Origin of the sequence: Allohoeflea poritis (assembly GCF_027889715.1) — a bacterium.
Taxonomy (GTDB): domain Bacteria; phylum Pseudomonadota; class Alphaproteobacteria; order Rhizobiales; family Rhizobiaceae; genus Hoeflea_A; species Hoeflea_A poritis.
Window position 1 is genome coordinate 204,371 of record NZ_JAPJZH010000009.1, and the last position, 16,955, is coordinate 221,325.

Annotated in this window: 16 protein-coding genes; 11 read left to right on the forward strand and 5 right to left on the reverse strand. The window is 61.0% G+C overall.

The annotated features are described in order from the left end of the window. The first annotated feature begins 46 nt into the window (after window positions 1-46). The 9 genes from OOZ53_RS15855 (at window position 47) to OOZ53_RS15895 (ending at window position 9,064) form a co-directional block, all read left to right on the forward strand. Window positions 47-919 (forward strand): crotonase/enoyl-CoA hydratase family protein, encoded by an 873-nt coding sequence (locus OOZ53_RS15855; RefSeq protein WP_271090631.1) that lies wholly within the window; start codon window positions 47-49, stop codon window positions 917-919. 16 nt (window positions 920-935) lie between these two features. Beyond that, a complete protein-coding gene (locus OOZ53_RS15860) occupies window positions 936-1,379 on the forward strand; it encodes a PaaI family thioesterase (protein ID WP_271090632.1) in 444 nt (147 codons plus the stop codon). Window positions 1,380-1,615: 236 nt separating this feature from the next. After that, entirely contained in the window at window positions 1,616-2,080 is a 465-nt protein-coding gene (rplM, locus tag OOZ53_RS15865; RefSeq protein WP_271090633.1) for a 50S ribosomal protein L13, read from the forward strand. Between the two features lie 2 nt (window positions 2,081-2,082). Next, a complete protein-coding gene (rpsI, locus tag OOZ53_RS15870) occupies window positions 2,083-2,559 on the forward strand; it encodes a 30S ribosomal protein S9 (RefSeq protein ID WP_271090634.1) in 477 nt (158 codons plus the stop codon). A gap of 206 nt (window positions 2,560-2,765) precedes the next feature. Beyond that, window positions 2,766-4,466 (forward strand): sensor histidine kinase, encoded by a 1,701-nt coding sequence (locus OOZ53_RS15875; protein WP_271090635.1) that lies wholly within the window; start codon window positions 2,766-2,768, stop codon window positions 4,464-4,466. After that, window positions 4,463-5,803: a sigma-54-dependent transcriptional regulator gene (locus tag OOZ53_RS15880; protein WP_271090636.1), complete on the forward strand. Its 1,341-nt coding sequence runs from the start codon at window positions 4,463-4,465 to the stop codon at window positions 5,801-5,803. The genes OOZ53_RS15875 and OOZ53_RS15880 overlap by 4 nt, the downstream gene beginning before the upstream one ends. A gap of 122 nt (window positions 5,804-5,925) precedes the next feature. Beyond that, window positions 5,926-6,936 (forward strand): C4-dicarboxylate TRAP transporter substrate-binding protein, encoded by a 1,011-nt coding sequence (locus OOZ53_RS15885; protein ID WP_271090637.1) that lies wholly within the window; start codon window positions 5,926-5,928, stop codon window positions 6,934-6,936. Window positions 6,937-7,021: 85 nt separating this feature from the next. Further along, window positions 7,022-7,654 (forward strand): TRAP transporter small permease subunit, encoded by a 633-nt coding sequence (locus OOZ53_RS15890; protein ID WP_271090638.1) that lies wholly within the window; start codon window positions 7,022-7,024, stop codon window positions 7,652-7,654. Between the two features lie 9 nt (window positions 7,655-7,663). Continuing rightward, entirely contained in the window at window positions 7,664-9,064 is a 1,401-nt protein-coding gene (locus OOZ53_RS15895) for a TRAP transporter large permease (RefSeq protein WP_271090639.1), read from the forward strand. Window positions 9,065-9,084: 20 nt separating this feature from the next. Here the strand turns inward: OOZ53_RS15895 and OOZ53_RS15900 are convergent, their stop codons facing one another. The 3 genes from OOZ53_RS15900 to OOZ53_RS15910 all read right to left on the reverse strand — a co-directional run bounded on the left by OOZ53_RS15900 (window position 9,085) and on the right by OOZ53_RS15910 (window position 12,801). After that, the gene (locus tag OOZ53_RS15900; protein ID WP_271090640.1) at window positions 9,085-10,710 is read right to left on the reverse strand and encodes an SH3 domain-containing protein; all 1,626 of its coding nucleotides are present in this window, start codon (window positions 10,708-10,710) and stop codon (window positions 9,085-9,087) included. A 28-nt stretch (window positions 10,711-10,738) separates the two neighbouring features. Continuing rightward, complete coding sequence (locus OOZ53_RS15905; RefSeq protein WP_271090641.1) at window positions 10,739-11,488, reverse strand: hypothetical protein; 750 nt, start codon at window positions 11,486-11,488, stop codon at window positions 10,739-10,741. Window positions 11,489-11,619: 131 nt separating this feature from the next. Then, window positions 11,620-12,801: a cytochrome-c peroxidase gene (locus OOZ53_RS15910; protein WP_271090642.1), complete on the reverse strand. Its 1,182-nt coding sequence runs from the start codon at window positions 12,799-12,801 to the stop codon at window positions 11,620-11,622. A gap of 193 nt (window positions 12,802-12,994) precedes the next feature. Here OOZ53_RS15910 and argC point away from each other — a divergent pair, with 193 nt between their 5' ends. After that, entirely contained in the window at window positions 12,995-13,927 is a 933-nt protein-coding gene (argC, locus tag OOZ53_RS15915) for an N-acetyl-gamma-glutamyl-phosphate reductase (RefSeq protein ID WP_271090643.1), read from the forward strand. A gap of 35 nt (window positions 13,928-13,962) precedes the next feature. On the opposite strand, the gene OOZ53_RS15920 is transcribed toward argC, so the two are convergent. Beyond that, entirely contained in the window at window positions 13,963-15,297 is a 1,335-nt protein-coding gene (locus OOZ53_RS15920; protein WP_271090644.1) for an alpha/beta hydrolase, read from the reverse strand. Between the two features lie 104 nt (window positions 15,298-15,401). Beyond that, window positions 15,402-16,481, reverse strand: a complete 1,080-nt coding sequence (locus tag OOZ53_RS15925; protein ID WP_271090645.1) for a COX15/CtaA family protein — start codon at window positions 16,479-16,481, stop codon at window positions 15,402-15,404. A 186-nt stretch (window positions 16,482-16,667) separates the two neighbouring features. Between OOZ53_RS15925 and OOZ53_RS15930 the strand changes: the two genes are divergently transcribed. Further along, window positions 16,668-16,886: a DUF2842 domain-containing protein gene (locus OOZ53_RS15930; protein WP_271090646.1), complete on the forward strand. Its 219-nt coding sequence runs from the start codon at window positions 16,668-16,670 to the stop codon at window positions 16,884-16,886. The last annotated feature ends 69 nt before the right edge of the window (window positions 16,887-16,955 follow it).

Sequence of the window (16,955 nt, forward strand, 5' to 3'; positions counted from 1 at the left end):
GTCAACGTTAAAGATTGCCGATGTCAAAATCTCGGGAGGAGTCGCGATGGCCAAGGTGATGTTTGAAAAGGATGGGCGTATTGGCCGTCTCACACTGAACCGGCCCGAAGTGATGAACGCCATCGACGACGACCTGCCGCGCGAACTGGAGGCCGCCGTCGCCCGCGCCAACAACGATGGTGGCATTCATGTCATTGTCCTTTCCGGCACCGGCAAGGGGTTCTGCGCCGGCTACGATCTTGCCTATTACGCGCAAGCCAGCGAGGGCAATGGCTTCGAAGCGACGCAGGACATGCCCTGGGATCCGATGAAGGACTATGCCTTCATGATGCGCAACACCGAGGCCTTCATGTCCTTGTGGCGGTCCCATATCCCGGTGATCGCGAAGGTGCACGGTTTCGCCGTCGCCGGCGGTTCCGACATCGCGCTGTGCGCCGACATGATCGTCATGGCCGACGATGCCAGGATCGGCTACATGCCGACCCGCGTCTGGGGTTGTCCGACCACCGCCATGTGGGTCTATCGGTTGGGCCCGGAAAAAGCCAAACGCATGCTCTTTACCGGCGATACGATCGACGGCAAGGAGGCCGAGGAAATGGGCCTCGTGCTGAAATCGGTGCCCGGCGAGCGTCTGGATAACGAGGTTGAAGCGCTGGCCGAGCGGATGGCCGGCGTCCCGCTCAATCAGTTGATGATGCAGAAGCTGGTCGTCAACCAGGCCATCGAAGCCATGGGATTGAAGCAGACACAGATGTTCGCCACCATCTTCGACGGCATTACCCGCCACTCGCCAGAGGGTCTCAACTTTAAAAAGCGGGCCGAGGAGGTCGGCTGGAAACAGGCGGTCCGGGAACGCGATCTCGGAACCTTTGACTGGACAACGAACCGTCCGATCAATTCAGCCAAAGACAGCCAGTGACAAGGAAGCCACCTGCATGACCAACTCAGTCCCGAAGCCCGTGATGGATGCCGAAGAGCTCAACGCATTCCTGTCGCAGGTCTATCCGCAGCTCAACGATCATCTCGAAGGATACAGAGTCGTCGACGTAAAGCCGGGTGGCTGCACGGTCAGGCTCCAGGCATCGGAGCAACATCTTCGACCCGGCGCAACGGTGTCTGGCCCTGCCCTGTTCACGCTTGCCGATATCGGTGGCTATGCCTGCGTACTTTCCCATCTCGGCCCGGAAGCCCTTTGCGTGACGACCAATTTGAACATCAACTTCATGCGCAAGGCGGAAGCCGGGGAGATTTTGGGCCGCAGCCGCATCCTCAAGCTCGGCAGATCCCTGATGGTGTTCGATGTCGAGATGATCACGCCGGCGAATGGGCTCACGGTCGCCCACGCCTCCGGCACATATTCCATTCCGCCGAAAAAATAGCCTCAGCGGCGCCATCACTATTGTGGTAATATAATACCTATTTTGTAACACATTGATTTATATAGGATTTACTTTACGCATTTGCAGGAATTTCGCTTGCACGGGACAAATCCCTGTTCTATAACCCGCGCCATTGTCGGTCCCTTTTGGGGCCGATCTGTTTTTGCCGGCCGCGGCCGGCGCCAAGCAACAAGAAATGCCTTTGTCTCAAAGGTTCGAAGGAAAGAGCAATCCACATGAAAACCTTCTCGCAGAAGCCTGCCGAGGTGGAGAAGAAATGGGTTCTGATCGACGCCGAGGGTCTCGTCGTCGGCCGCCTTGCTTCCCTCGTCGCACTGCGCTTGCGCGGCAAGCACAAGCCCACCTACACACCGCATGTCGATGACGGCGACAATGTCATCATCATCAACGCGGACAAGGCCGTCTTCACCGGACGCAAATACACCGACAAGAAGTACTACTGGCACACCGGCTATCCCGGCGGCATCAAGGAGCGCACCGCGCGCCAGATCTTCGAGGGCCGCTTCCCGGAACGCGTCGTTGAAAAAGCCATCGAGCGCATGATTCCGCGCGGACCGCTCGGCCGTCGCCAGATGAAGAACCTGCGCGTCTATGCAGGCGCCGAACACCCGCATGAAGCCCAGCAGCCGGTCGTCCTCGACGTCGCCGCGCTCAATGCCAAGAACAAGAGGGATGGCTGACCATGGCTGAACTCAACTCCCTTGAGGAACTCGGCGAGGCAACCGAAACTGCCGAAGTCCAGGCGCCCGTCCACGTCCAGAAAATCGACGAGCAGGGCCGCGCCTATGCGACCGGCAAGCGCAAGGACGCCGTCGCCCGCGTCTGGATCAAGCCCGGAACCGGCAAGATCACCGTGAACAAGAAAGACTTCACCGAGTATTTCGCCCGGCCCGTATTGCAGATGATCCTGCAGCAGCCGATCGTCGCGGCCGCCCGCGATGGCCAGTTCGACGTCATCGCAACGGTTACCGGCGGCGGCCTGTCCGGCCAGGCGGGTGCTGTTCGCCACGGCATCTCCAAGGCGCTGACCTATTACGAGCCGGCCCTGCGCGGCGTGCTCAAAAAGGGCGGCTTCCTGACCCGCGACAGCCGCGTCGTGGAGCGCAAGAAATACGGCAAGGCGAAAGCCCGCCGCTCCTTCCAGTTCTCCAAGCGCTAGAACGGAACGAAGTACCGAACCATACGAAAAGGCGCTGCCCCGGCAGCGCCTTTTTTGTTCGCCGCTCCATGGACCGCTGTCGCCGCCTGCATTCGATCATGGTATGGTTGCCAGTCAGCCGGCCGTGCCCCCGCGATCAGATTTTACTTGCCTTTTGAACGATTTCCCGCCAATCGCTCCCTATGCGCAATGTGCTGCGGATACTGATGATCGCCGTGGCGGTCCTTGCAGTTGCCGGAATATTCAGGCTGTCCTACGCCTATTTCCAGTCCGAGGAGCTGTCCAAGGCCGATGAGCGGCTGTCGCTCTATCGCAGTTCCGTCGTCTCGGCCCTGGAGCGTTTCTCGCACCTGACCTATGTGCTTGCGCGCGATCCCTTTGTGATTGCCACGGCCGGTGGTGATAACACCGATCTCCTGAACGCGCGCCTGAAAGGGTTTGCCGAACAGGCCGGCCTCGATGCGATCTACCTGATGGGACGGAACGGCGAGACCGTGTCTGCCTCGAATGCCGGGCAGCCATCCAGCTTCGTCGGACAGAACTACGGATTCCGGCCCTATTTCAAGGATGCGATGGTCGGCAAACAAGGCCGCTTCTACGGCATTGGCGCGACAACGGGCGAACCGGGCTATTTCATAGCCGATGCCGTGCGCGATCCCGTCGGCGCCATCCTCGGCGTGATTGCCATCAAGATCGATCTTTCCCGCCTCCAGGAAAGCTGGCGCCGCGGCGGCGAGCAGGTCTTCATGGTCAATGCCGACGGCGTCGTGCTCCTGTCCTCCGACCAGGACTGGTCCTACCGGGTCCTTGCGCCGCTGAGCGCCGAACAGCGCGAAGTAATCCGCACAAGCCGTCAGTTTCCCGGTCAGGATCTGGCCCCGCTCGATTGGACGCAGCTTCCCGCACAACGGGCCAGGATCAACAATATCGAGCGTCTGCACCTCACGGAGACCGGCCTGCCGCACGGCTGGCAGCTTCATTATCTCGCCAGTGACGACCGGGCGATCACCCGGGCATGGCTGGCCACCGGCACCGCCGTCATCCTCGCCGGCTTCGTTCTGATCCTGATGCAGATACAGAGGACGCGGCGCATGAAAGCCGCGCTGCAACGTTCCGAAGAGGAAGAGGCGCAATTGCGGTCGGCCAATGAACGCCTGGCAATCGAAATCGAAGAGCGGCGCACCGCGGAACGAAGGCTCAAGCGCACCCAGGGCGAACTGGACCGCGCCAGCCGTCTGGCGGCACTCGGCAGGCTCGCCGCTTCCGTAACCCATGAACTCGGACAGCCGATCGCGGCCATGCGGAACCATCTGGCCGCCGCTGAGTTATCCGCATCCGGCAATCTCGCCCTCACTGGCGGATTGAGCGGGCTGGTCGACCGGATGGAGGGCATAACGCGGCAACTGAAATTTTTCGCGCGTACGGAGTCGGAGAACTTCGAAGATGTCGACCTGCGCGAGGCGATGAAAGCGTCCATTGCTCTGGTTCAGCCCAATCTCGACGAGATCGACGCGAAGGTCGCGGCCGATTTCGGCGACAGCCCTGTTGTCATGCGCGGCAGCCGGCTGCGGCTCGAGCAGGTGATGACCAACCTTCTGCGCAATGCCGTCGATGCGATGGAGGAAACCGAAAGCCCCGAAATCGGAATCCGCATCGGCGCTACGGATTCGACGGCATGGTTCGAGCTCCGGGACAACGGTCACGGACTTGGCGAAGCGACACTCGCAGACATAAGGGAACCCTTTGTCACCACGCGTGAAAGCGGTCGCGGAATGGGTCTCGGGCTTGCCATATCCTCCACCATCGTCAACGACCACGGGGGTGTCATGACGGCCGGGAACGCGGAAGGCGGCGGCGCGGTATTCAGGGTCGAATTTCCAGTGAATCCCGAAAGCGATGCGCAATGACGGAACAGCCGCGATACAGCATTCTGATTGTCGATGACGACAAGTCGATGCGTCAGTCTCTCGTCACGCTTCTGGATGCTGCGGGCTGGCACACGGACGCGGTCAACCGTGCCTCCCATGTCGACGCCCGATTGGCCGAGACACGACCGGATGTGATTCTGTCGGATGTGCGCATGCCGGGCATGTCCGGCCTGGACCTTCTCCAATCCATGGATGTCGACGCCTCGCCGCCGCTGGTGCTGATCTCCGCACATGGTGATATTCCGATGGCCGTGCAGGCCATTCAGGACGGTGCCTACAGCTTTGTCGAAAAGCCGTATGAGCCGCGACGGCTGCTGACCATCCTGCGCCATGCTGCTGAGCAGTCCCGCATGCGAAAAAGCAATGACCGCCTGAAAAACCGGCTGCTGCAGCTGTCCGGTCTCGATCGGATAATGCTCGGCAGAACCGACGAAATCCGGCATCTGCGACAGGACATCCTCGATCTGGCCGAAACGGAAGCCGCCGTCCTCATCCAGGGCGAGACCGGGACCGGCAAGGAACTGGTTGCCCGTGCGCTGCATGACCTGGGACCGAATGCCGACGGCCCCTTCCTCGCCCTCAACTGCGCGGCGCTGCCGGCCGACGGATTCGAAACCGAAATGTTCGGTGTCAACGACGGGCCAGGCGGCCGGTTGCTTGCAGCCTCCGGCGGCACCCTGTTTCTGGATGAAATCTGCTCGTGCCCGGTGCCGGTCCAGGCAAAGCTGCTTCGTGTGATCGAGGAAAAACAGATAATGCCGGTCGGCGGCTCGGCTCCAATACCTTTGAGCTTTCGCGTGGTTTCGGCCACCAACGAAGATGTCCAGGAAGCCGTCGGGCAGAACCGGCTGAGGCAGGATTTCCTGTTTCGCATCAACACCGTGGTTCTGGATCTGCCCGCCTTGCGCCACCGGCGCGACGATCTGGTGCTTCTGCTCTCTCATTTCTTCCAGGAATATGCCGACCTCTACGAGACCGCTATTCCCGAACTGACCCAGGACGATCTGACGGCACTTCTCGCGCATGACTGGCCGGGCAATGTGCGGGAACTGCGCAGCGTGGCCGAAAGACGGGTCCTGTCATCGCGGCGCGGAAGCGGCACGATCGCCCAGGCAATCTCCTCCGACCCGCAGGTCGAAGATGTGCCCGACACCCTGCGCGAGGCCGTCGCGGCTTTCGAACGGGAGCTGATCGGCAAGGCGATCAGGGCGAACAACGGCCGGATGGATGCTGCTGCCGAAGCGCTCGGCATCGGCCGGCGCACCTTGAACGACAAGATCGTCAAGCTGGGGCTCGACAAGGACGCGTTGCTCTGATCGGCCGCATGCGGATTTCCGCAGGGCATCCTGCAATCGGCACGCGAAAATCTTCATTGTCTTCGTTCCTCCCCTTCGCGATGATACAGTCGGGACAATCACAGCCATCCGGGAGGATCATCATGCGCAAATTCTTTGGCCGCACAGCTTTGGCGGCAATCGCCGTTTCCATGGCGACGGAAGCCCTGGCGACGGAGTGGAACGTATCATTGTGGGGCAAGCGCCGCGCATTTACGGAACATGTCGAGAAGCTGGCCGAACTCGTCAGCCAGAAGACCAATGGCGGCTTCACGCTCAATCTGAGCTATGGCGGCCTTTCCAAGAACCGCGAGAATCTCGACGGCATCTCCATCGGCGCTTTCGAGATGGCGCAGTTCTGCGCCGGTTATCACCGCGACAAGAACCCTTCGATTACGGTGCTTGAGTTGCCGTTCCTGGGCGTCGATTCCCTTGAGAAGGAACGTGAAATCTCGATGGCGCTGTACAAGCACCCGGCAGCCGTCAAGGACCTGGCGCGCTGGAACGCGACGTTGCTCATGCCCTCGCCGCTGCCCCAATACAATCTTGTGGGTGTCGGCGATGCACCGAAGAGCCTGGGAGACTTCGACGGCCTGACGGTTCGCGCCACCGGCGGCATCGGTGCAGCCATGAAGTCCGTCGGCGCGGTTCCGACCTCCATGTCCGCGACCGAGGTGCGCCAGGCGATCGACAGCGGCGTGGTCAAGGCAGTCGCATTCGCACCGCACGCCCATATGTCTTTCGGCGTCATCGAAAGCGGCAACTGGTGGACGACCAACCTCAACCCCGGCACCGTGAATTGCCCGGTCGTGGTCAACACCGATGCTCTGAATGCACTGTCCGATGAGGAGCGCGACGCTCTGATGAGTTCCATCGACGAAGCGCTCGATCATTACATCGACAACTACAACAACAAGACCATGAAAGCCTGGGGACCGGCTCTCGAGGAACGCGGCATCGAGCAGGTGACGTTCACGCAGGAAGAGATCGACGCTTTCCGTGAAGCCGCAGCAGCGCCCGCCGCCGCGGCCTGGGTCGAGGAAAACGGCGCTCGTGGGCTTCCCGCCCAGGAGCTTTATGATTTCGTCCTCGAGCAGATCAATCAGGGCAGCTAGACGCCCGCCGAAGATAATCCGCGCCGCATCCATCGCGGCGCGGATGCTTATCCGGACCTGATTTGCCGCATTCTGGGAGGTGGTTGTGGCAGGCTCATCCCTGGTGCTGTCGGACGACAGCACGCTCAGCAAGATCGACCGTGGACTTTACCGGCTGGAAACGCTCATGGCCCTGCTCAGCGGGCTCGCAGTGTTCGCGCTCATGCTGCTGGCGGTCGTCTCGGTCAGCGGGCGCAACTTTTTCAACCAGCCCCTTCCCGGCTATGTCGACTGGATCGAACAGGCCATGCCGCTTATCGCGTTCCTGGGCGTCGCCTATGTTCAGCGAAACGGCGCCCACATCCGCATGGACATCGTTGCCGGAGCGCTTTCCGGCCGTACACTCTACCTGGTCGAACTGATCACGACATTCGCCATCCTCGTCCTGATGGTGCTCATGGTCTGGGGAAGCTGGTCCCATTTCCTGCGCAGCTTCGATTTCGCGGCGCCGCTGTGGAGCCGCGACAGCTCGATGGATATCGCCCTGCCCATCTGGCCCGCCAAACTGCTCGCCCCCATTGCCTTTGCGGTTTTGTGTCTGCGCCTGTGCCTGCAGATCTGGGCCTACGGCCTCGCCTTCTGGCGCAACGAGGAACGCCCCGTGGCGGTGCCGCTGATCGCCGATGCGGCCACGCAGGCGGCCATGGAAGCCGAACATGTCTCCGGACATGATGATTAGAGCAGGATCATGGAACCGATTGAAATTGGATTGATCGTCTCAGGCGGACTTCTGGTCCTTGTCCTTCTGGGCATGCGCGTCGCCTTTGCCGCCGGACTTGCCGGGCTGGTCGGCTTGATCTGGATTTTCTGGGCAAAGAAGAACTATGGCGCCGACGATTTCGGCTGGGCCCTGAGCGTCGCGGTAAAAACCGCCGGCCAGGTGCCCCACTCCAAGATCTCCAGCCAGGCGCTCAGCCTGATCCCGACCTTCATACTGATCGGATATCTGGCCTATTATGCGGGCCTGACCAAGGCCCTGTTCGAAGCCGCCAAACGCTGGCTGGCCTGGGTGCCGGGCGGCCTGGCCGTCGCCACCGTATTTGCCACCGCCGGCTTTGCCGCTGTCTCCGGCGCATCCGTTGCGACCTCGGCGGTCTTTGCCCGCATCGCCATTCCCGAGATGCTCGCCATCGGCTACGACAAGCGCTTCGCGGCCGGCGTCGTCGCGGCGGGCGGCACGCTGGCCTCGCTCATTCCGCCGTCGGCGATCCTCGTCATCTACGCCATTATCGTTGAGCAGGATGTCGGCAAGCTGCTGCTCGCCGGCTTCATCCCGGGCGCGTTTTCCGCCCTCATCTACGGCCTGCTGATTATCGGCCTTGCACTGACCATACGCGGCTTCGGCCCGGCGGTCAGGGGTTTCACCTGGAAAGAGCGCATAGTGTCGCTGCCCCCGGTCCTGCCGATCTTCTTCGTCGTCATTACCATCATCCTCTTCGTCTACAATCCCTTCGGCGGCGATGCCTGGGGAACGCCGACGGAGGGCGGCGCGATCGGCGCGTTTGTCGTGTTCCTGATGGCCGTCTTTCGTGGCATGCGCTGGCCGCAGTTGAAGGACGCGCTGTTGGAGACGGCAAAGCTCAGCGTCATGATCTTCACGATCATCTGGGGCGTGCTGATCTATGTCCGGTTCCTTGGATTTGCCGACTTGCCGGGTGCATTCGCCGACTGGATCACATCCCTGACCATGTCGCCCATCCTCATCCTTGTCTGCATCCTGCTGGCCTACGCGGTGCTCGGGATGTTCATGGACGCCATCGGCATGCTCCTGCTGACGCTGCCCGTCGTTTATCCCGCGGTCATGGCGCTCAATGGCGGTGAAGCGGTTTCGGCGGCCGACAGCACCTTCGGCATGAGCGGTCCGATGTGCGCCATCTGGTTCGGTATCCTGGTGGTTAAGATGGCCGAGTTCTGCCTGATAACGCCACCCATCGGGCTCAACTGTTTCGTCGTCGCCGGCGTCCGCGAGGATCTGAGCGTTCAGGATGTCTTCAAGGGCGTGACGCCGTTCTTCATCGCCGATGCGATCACCATCGCTCTTTTGGTCGCATTCCCGGCAATCGTGCTTTGGCTGCCGATGCGGGTATGATGGTCAAATCACAGATCGCTCTACGGCAGTTGTTCAAGGTAGCGGACTGAAACATAACCGCGTCCGCCATTCTTCAGGCGGATCGCGGCCCAACCGTCCTCGACGGAGACCACCGCCACCCGATCGCCGGTTGCCAATCCACCGATCCGGTCAAACGCCGTTCCTGGACCCCGACGGATATTGACCGCTGCGGTCGCCTTGTGGATCTGGCCGGGCTCAGCTTTCTCAATCGATTCGGTCGCGTCCCGCGGCCTGCCTGCGTCCTCAGCGCCGCCACTGAGGAACCAGTCTGCAAAAGCCTCATCGATTTTCTCCAGGCTGCGATTGCCGAGGCTTGCCCGGACAACCGCGACCGCCTGATCACGGGGATTGACCTCGCGGTCCTTGTTTACCCCAAGATCGCTTTGCTTCATCTCCTGGAATACCCGCTTCAACTGGCCGTTCTCCTGCAGATACAGCGCAAAATAGCGTGCGGTCGCCATCATCGCCGCCTGCCGCGCCGACTCCTCTTCGCGATAGATCAGTTCATCCGGGTTCTCTGCCGCCGCCTCGACCGCCTCGACCTGCGCCGGATCGTCAAAAAGATACCAGTCGCTCCGGATCAGTTGCTCGACGCTTGGCCGGTACTCGTCCCACAGCCGCTCCAGCACCTCGCCGCGCCAATTGTGCACGCCCCAGTAACGGTCCCCGTTGCTGACCGAGACCTCGTAGAGCGAGGCAATCCCCTCATCCAGCCATTGCGGGATGTTGCCGTATTCGGACCGCACCATAAGGTGGAAGAGTTCGTGCAGGACAGTACCCGTAGCCGTGCCCGGCACATAGGCGATCAGGCTGAGGTCGTCGGCGTAAGCATAGCCCAAAGTGGCCGCGCTGACATCCAGCCCATGCAGGTCCCTTGCCCGATCCTGCAAATGATATCGGTCACCGACCAGATGAACGGTCACGTAGTGGTCGAGATTGCCGATGCCGTATTCACGCGACAGGAAATCAAGGTATCGGTTCAAGGTCGATGCAATCGTCTTGAGTTCCGAGCTTTGGTGATCGCTCTCACTGATCAGGATCAACCGGCCCGATACCCAGGCGCGTCCTGCGGGCGACAGGTCCTCGGCCATTCGGTAGGCGGCCTCTTCATCGTCCAAAGGCACCCGCCGCCTCGTGAAATACGACCGCTCGAAATTCTCCACGCGCCGCATCGGGTAGGACGTAACGGGCTGCGTATCATTGTCCCAATAGAACACCTTGAAGACCACGCTCACACCGGCCGGCGGCCAGTCGATGCGCGCCAGTTGAAGCCCGTCGCCGGTGCCGGTGCCGGTGCCGCTACCGCGGCACAGCCTCAACTCGTTTTGGACAATCGCGCGGCTCTCCGCAGTGAGCGGATAGACATAGAGCATCGCATTGAGCATGTTGATGCCGAAAGTCCGAAGACCGTCGATGCGGCAGCCACTGGTGCCCAGCATATAGTCAACGTCGGGCCGTCGGCCGAAATTCAGCAATCTGTATTCGCGCAAGGGTGAATAGGCCGCCGGCCAGGACTGCCGTTCCCACTCGAACTTGCCCTCGTCGTAGAGGGCCTGCCCTTGCGCCCACGCAATACCAGGAAGGCCCAAAAGGCCGATACAAAGAACGATCAGCAATCCGCGCATGACAACGCCCCTTCTTTCTGGCCACCGACTAATCGCCGCCGGAACTGGTGCCACCACCGCTCTCTATCGATTGCGGCAACGGTGGCGGCTCCGGCAGTTCCACCGGGCCGATCGGTCGAATTTCCGACTGGGCCGGAACGACCGGCAGAAGATAGACCGGGGTATCCGTGGTGACGATGCGCCCGGGAATGGCGATGGCCATTCCCATCAGAACGGCTCCGAGCGTTGCAAGCACAATGCCCGGTGACGTCGTGGCCAAAGACGCCTTTAAAGTGTTTGCGGCGGCTTCCGGAACTGCGCTTCCGGCGGACAGCGTCGTCTGTTTCACCTCAATGCGGCCCAGAATAAAGGCGGAACCGATCAGCGCCATCAGCATGCCTGTCAGAAAGCCCATCTGACGGGTCCAGATCCGCGACAGCATGGCTGCACTTGCTTGCCGATAGCGGCTTTGCAGCGCGTCCGCTTCGAGCAGCGCGAACGTCTTGAAGCGGAGATAGCCAAGATCGCCGGTGGCAGCGGGCTGATTTTCCTCGAAACGCTCGAAATAGGGCGCGAGAGAGACCGGTTGATGCTCGAGCTTCGGGTAGAGCGTGCGAATTTCCTGGATGATCGCGACCGCGAAGAAAATTCCGGCACCGATCACCGCAGACACCATGACCGGCAGAACCAGCCGCTGCCAGCGTGCGAGCTCCTGCGGGCCGTGCCGATCCGGCCCGTCCTGCGCCGCTGGTTCCTTCACCTGTTGTTGTTTCGACTGCGTATCCACGGTACGCCTCACGTCTCAACCCGGCATCGATACTGCACGGGTGCAAATTTCCCCCATTAATTCAGGGAATCTGCCCGAATGTCTGTGTGAAACACCACATCCAACGCAGGCGATGACAGTGAATGGGCGACCGACGGAAGCGGCTACTGGCGATCGTCCAGCAAATGCTCGTAGCGCGCATCGGTCAGCGTCTTCAGGAACGCCACCAGCGCATCGATGCGCTCGTCCTCAAGTGCCGGCCCGACCGTCAGTTCCTCGACGGACAAGGTCTTCGGGAACTGCGTGCGCCCCCAGGGCTCGCCGGTTTCAGGATTGATCTTCGCCGAATCCGCCTGGGTGTTGTACTGATTGTAGAAAGCGACGACAGTACGCAGCTCCTTGAAGACGCCATTGTGCATATAGGGGCCGGTCACGGCGACATTGCGCAGGGTCGGAACCTTGAACTTGCCGGCATGTTCAGCATCGCTGACGGCCGTATTTGCGAGCAGCCCGAGATCGGCGAATTTGTCTCCGCTGCCATTGGCGGCCCGCACCGCGGTGTGCACGGGCGTTCCGATATTGTGGTACTCGTAATTCGAGAAGGTTTCCCGCTCGGCGCCCGGAATCTCGCGCAACTGATGGCACTGGTTGCAGTTGCTGAACTGGTCCGAGAAGAACAGGGTGCGCCCGAGTTCCTCCTGCTTGGTGAATTCAACCTCGCCTCTCAGGTAACGGTCATAGCGCGAATCGAAGGGCGCGAACGCGTCCGTGCGCTCGAAGGCCGCGATGCTCTGCGTCATGGCGCGGTACGCATTTTCGGGGTCGTCGAAAACGGTGTCGCCGAAATGGGCCTTGAACGCCGCGACGTAATCCGGGTTCTCCATCAGGCGCGCTACCACATGTCCCTTGCTGGCCATACCCATCTCGATCGGATTGAGCGGCGGTCCGCCGGCCTGACCCTCAAGATCGGCTTCGCGGCCGTCCCAGAACAGGCCGCCGACATATTCGCCATCCTCGCGCAGATGGAATTTCGGGATGAAGCGGGCATAGCTTGCCGTCGGCGCATTGCGGTCGCCGATCGACGTGCCGTCGTCGCCCAGCGAGACCGCGCGCGAGACCGGATCGTCATACCCATTGTCGCGCGGGTCGGCAAAGCCGGCATCCGGCGCATGGCAGGTCGAGCAGGACTGGCTCCGGTTTTTGGACAGATTGGCGTCGAAAAACAGCGCCCTGCCCAGTTCTGCGACCGATTCAATTGCCGGCCCGTCGGCGCCGGCGGGAGCCGTCGGCATGAGGAATACGACCGCTGAAAACGCCAGACAAAATGCCCGATTGGATGCCGTCATTGCACGATTCCACTTGAGTTTCAGTGTCCCCGACAATATAGGGGAGCGCGATTTACGTCGTTAATGCCACAGTGAGGACCAATTGCAATGCCGGACGGACCGTCAGGGCATTGGCCAATTGACGCACTTGGCGTATTCTTGCGGGCCTGCGCCGTGAAGCGACATTCGGCGGGAAACAGAAATCGAGACGGATATGAAACCGAAGATTTTCATTGATGGTGAGCATGGTACGACCGGTCTGCAGATCAGGACCCGTCTGGCCGGCCGCGATGATATCAACGTCATTTCGATTCCCGAAGCCGAACGCCGCAACGATGCCATGCGCGAGGACCGGCTGAACGAGGCCGATATCGCCATTCTGTGCCTGCCCGATGGGGCGTCCAGGCAGGCCGTCGGCATGCTCGGCGGCAGCAACTCCACGCGGGTCATCGACACCAGCACCGCCTTCCGCACGGATGCCGGCTGGGCCTATGGATTTGCCGAAATGGAACGGGCGCAAGCCGAGCGGATCGCCAGTGCGCGTTTCGTTGCCAATCCGGGATGCTACCCGACCGGCGCCATCGCGCTGGTCCGGCCGCTGCGGATGGAGAACATTCTGCCGTCGGACTATCCGGTCACCGTCAACGCCGTATCCGGCTATACGGGCGGCGGAAAGCAGCTCATCGCCAGGATGGAAGACGATACCAATCCCGACCACATCGGCGCGCCGCATTTCGCCTACGCCCTGACGCTGAGGCACAAGCACCTGCCGGAAATGCAGGAACACGGCCTGCTCGACCGCCTGCCGCTGTTCACGCCGAGCGTCGGACGCTTCCCCCAGGGCATGATCGTTCAGGTGCCGCTGTTTCTGGACCTTCTGAACGGCGAAATGGACATAGCGAAGATCCATGCCGCCCTTGAAGCCCATTACGCGGGCCAGCCCTTCGTCGATGTGGCCTCACTTGAGGAGAGCGCATCGACGGAGCGCATAAACGCAGAAGAACTGGCCGGAACCGATGGCATGAAACTGTTCGTATGCGGAAGTCCCGATGGCGCTCATGTCAACCTGATCGCGCTGCTCGACAATCTCGGAAAGGGCGCATCCGGCGCCGCCGTTCAGAACATGAACCTGATGCTGGCGAGCTAAACGAAGACGGGCCGGCCACGTCGCGCTGGATCGCTCTATCGCAAACCGACCGTACGCTTTTGGGGATAGCCTTCCGGCAACCGCCAGAAATTGATGTCGATATGCTCGAGCGGCCGTTCCGGTGTTCCGGGTCGGGCTCGCTCGCGCACGGTGATGGTGATGTCGGACAGGACTTCCGGGTTGCGCCGGAAATAGCCATGGCCGATCCCGTCCGTCTGGCTCTCGACATCGATGAAATTCACATTCCTGATGCGTGAGAAGATGCTTCGCTCGCCGCTTCCGAGATCCTCGACACCGAGGCGCCCGAAGCGCTGGCCGGCCATCAGCCGCTGCGAAAGGCCGAGCGCGCTGTCGCCCTGGTTCATATAGACTGTAATCTGACCGATGGCAGGGCCAAAACGCTCGGCCATGAGCCTTTGGCGCACAATCCCGAAATCGAGGTCCGGCGCCGCCATGATCAAATTCTCGACCTTGAGAACCTTTCGCGGGTCCTGCCCCTTCGCCCGCATTTCGATCACCAGTTCGCGCAGCGCGGTCGTCGTCACATCGGTTCCGCGGCTGTGCGCCAGTATGTGCACCGCGTCGACTTCGTCTATCAGGCTGAGTGTGCGCAGGAATTCCTTCAGGTGGTAAACCGTGTACTCGCCGGATTCCCGGTCCTTGAAATAACCGAAAAGACCGCCATTGCCCGCCGGCCAGGTATAGAAGATCGGAACGCCCACGCGGCCCGAAAAGTGCCAGACATCGGCGAGCGACAAGGCGGCATCCTCGAAATCATTGTTGAACCCGTGCACGAACAGGAAAATCTCCTTCCTGGGAGCGACACGCAGTTTTTCTCGGATGGCGGAAACGAAAGCGGTCTGTGCGGCACGGTATTCGCGCGCCGGCCCGTCCAGCGTCACCAGGCGGCCATTCACCGACTGAAACGGAAGCGGCGTTTCCGGAAAGCGGACAATTTCCTCGACTTCCGTCACCCGAAGCGGGATCGCCTTGTCCCGCCTTGCGGACGTGCTGGCCGCCTTGAGTTCGTCCCACGATCCGTCCGTTCCGTATTCGACGTCGACAACACCGAGGGCCATGGAGGCGGACCTGTCAGCGCTGTAGCTGAGCCCGTTACTGCTCTGCTGTGCAAGGCGGTCGGTAACGAAGAATAGCTCCGCCTCGGTCGTCCGCAGCTCAATCGGAAGCTCCGCATCGGGATAAGCGCCTTGAGCGACATAGAGCGTTGGTGCGTCGACCAGAACGCGCCCCTGGGTACAGGACGCTGCGAGACCGGCAAGGATCAGCATGACGACAAGCCGTATCGCCGGCCTGAAATCGCCCCTGCCCCAACCGACAGGCCGTCCAAATCCCTTTAACAGCCATCCCATGGCAGGACACTACAATGCCAGAGCCAAAATGAAAGGTTCTCGCTGTCAACCGATGCGAAAGAAATCGCACCGCCAACTCGGAACGGCACCCGAATGCCGGCTATCTAACCGAATGTTCGCGCGACCGCCTGTGAGGAACTGTAGCTGCCGCGAAAGGCCCGCCAGTGTGCGACGGCAAACGCCAGCACGATCAGCGCCGTGCCCTGGTGCACCAACGCCCAGGAAACCGGCACCTGCTGCAGCAAGGTAACGATGCCGATACCGGCCTGTATCGTGACCAAAACAAACAGAACCACGGTGCGTCGCGCATGCGTTGTGTCTGGTGCGCGGGCGAGACTCGCGATCATGTGGATGAGAACCGCCAGCCACAGCGCGTAGCCAAAGAAGCGGTGCGTGAACTGGACGGTCTTGGCATTCTCGAAGAAGTTCGCCACCAAAGGGCTCATGGTGAAAAGGTTCGGCGGCACGATCGCTCCGTCCATCAGTGGCCAGGTATTATACGCGAGGCCGGCATCGAGCCCGGCGACAAGCCCGCCGAGATAGATCTGAACAAGCACCATGATCGCGATCAGGCCAGCGGTCCCGGCCGAACCGGCAGACGGCGCTGGATCGCCGCTGTGGGGCGCGAGCCCACGCGACACCCAGACGATCGCCGCCAGGATGACACAGGCGAGCGTCAGATGGGTGGCCAGCCGGTACTGGCTCACATCGACCCGATCGACAAGGCCGGAAGTGACCATCCACCAGCCAATGAAACCCTGGAGCCCGCCAAGCGCCAGTATACCCAGCAGAGGCAGTTTCAGGTGTGGTTCAATCCGGCCGCTCAGCCAGAAGAAAGCAAGCGGAACCGCGAACAGCACGCCGACCCCGCGTGCAAGAAGTCTGTGTGCCCACTCCCACCAGTAGATGTATTTGAACTCGGAAAGGCTCATGCCCTTGTTGATCTGCTGATATTCCGGAATCTGCCGATAGAGTTCCAGTTCCTCTTCCCATTGCGCTTCGCTCAATGGCGGAATGACGCCATGAATTGGTTTCCACTGCGTGATCGACAGACCGGAGTCGGTCAGCCGCGTCGCCCCGCCGACAATGACCAGCGCAAAGATCGCAAGGCTGACGATCGCAAGCCACACGCGTATGGCAATTCGGTTGGCGGCGGGATCGCTGAAGGACTCCACATTTGTCATGGCTGTTTTGATGGCCTTGCCCGTTAATATGCGCAGACATTTGTAACAGTCCGCGATAGAAGGCAAGACGTTGTTTGGCGGCGGGGATGCGGCAAACCGCGCAGCCCCGGCGTCAAAATGGGGCTTGATTGCTCCAGCATATCCTTTACTTGCTGCAGCAGCAGACCGCAGAACCGCAGGGATCGAATGCCAGTCCGCCTGAGAAAACTGATCGGCATGATCGTGCTGATCGTGCTTGTTGTAACCTATGCGCTGATCGCCACCACAGTGGCCTCCTACCGATTGGCGGAATCGCCGTGGTGGGTGCACCTGCTTTATTTCCTTGTCACCGGCCTCTTGTGGGTCCTGCCGGCTATGCTCGTAATCCGCTGGATGGAAAAACCTGCGCGCAATGCGCGGCGCTGAGGCGTCCATTTCTGTTTTGATTCACGCGACAATCAGAGTTTTTTAATTTCAGTCGGTTAATCTCTATCG

Coding starts and splice junctions, on each gene's coding strand:
- OOZ53_RS15855 (WP_271090631.1), top strand. CDS start 47: ATGGCCAAGGTGATGTTTGAAAAGGATGGGCGTATTGGCCGTCTCACA.
- OOZ53_RS15860 (WP_271090632.1), top strand. CDS start 936: ATGACCAACTCAGTCCCGAAGCCCGTGATGGATGCCGAAGAGCTCAAC.
- rplM (WP_271090633.1), top strand. CDS start 1,616: ATGAAAACCTTCTCGCAGAAGCCTGCCGAGGTGGAGAAGAAATGGGTT.
- rpsI (WP_271090634.1), top strand. CDS start 2,083: ATGGCTGAACTCAACTCCCTTGAGGAACTCGGCGAGGCAACCGAAACT.
- OOZ53_RS15875 (WP_271090635.1), top strand. CDS start 2,766: ATGATCGCCGTGGCGGTCCTTGCAGTTGCCGGAATATTCAGGCTGTCC.
- OOZ53_RS15880 (WP_271090636.1), top strand. CDS start 4,463: ATGACGGAACAGCCGCGATACAGCATTCTGATTGTCGATGACGACAAG.
- OOZ53_RS15885 (WP_271090637.1), top strand. CDS start 5,926: ATGCGCAAATTCTTTGGCCGCACAGCTTTGGCGGCAATCGCCGTTTCC.
- OOZ53_RS15895 (WP_271090639.1), top strand. CDS start 7,664: ATGGAACCGATTGAAATTGGATTGATCGTCTCAGGCGGACTTCTGGTC.
- OOZ53_RS15900 (WP_271090640.1), bottom strand. CDS start 10,710: ATGCGCGGATTGCTGATCGTTCTTTGTATCGGCCTTTTGGGCCTTCCT.
- OOZ53_RS15910 (WP_271090642.1), bottom strand. CDS start 12,801: ATGACGGCATCCAATCGGGCATTTTGTCTGGCGTTTTCAGCGGTCGTA.
- argC (WP_271090643.1), top strand. CDS start 12,995: ATGAAACCGAAGATTTTCATTGATGGTGAGCATGGTACGACCGGTCTG.
- OOZ53_RS15920 (WP_271090644.1), bottom strand. CDS start 15,297: ATGGGATGGCTGTTAAAGGGATTTGGACGGCCTGTCGGTTGGGGCAGG.
- OOZ53_RS15925 (WP_271090645.1), bottom strand. CDS start 16,481: ATGACAAATGTGGAGTCCTTCAGCGATCCCGCCGCCAACCGAATTGCC.
- OOZ53_RS15930 (WP_271090646.1), top strand. CDS start 16,668: ATGCCAGTCCGCCTGAGAAAACTGATCGGCATGATCGTGCTGATCGTG.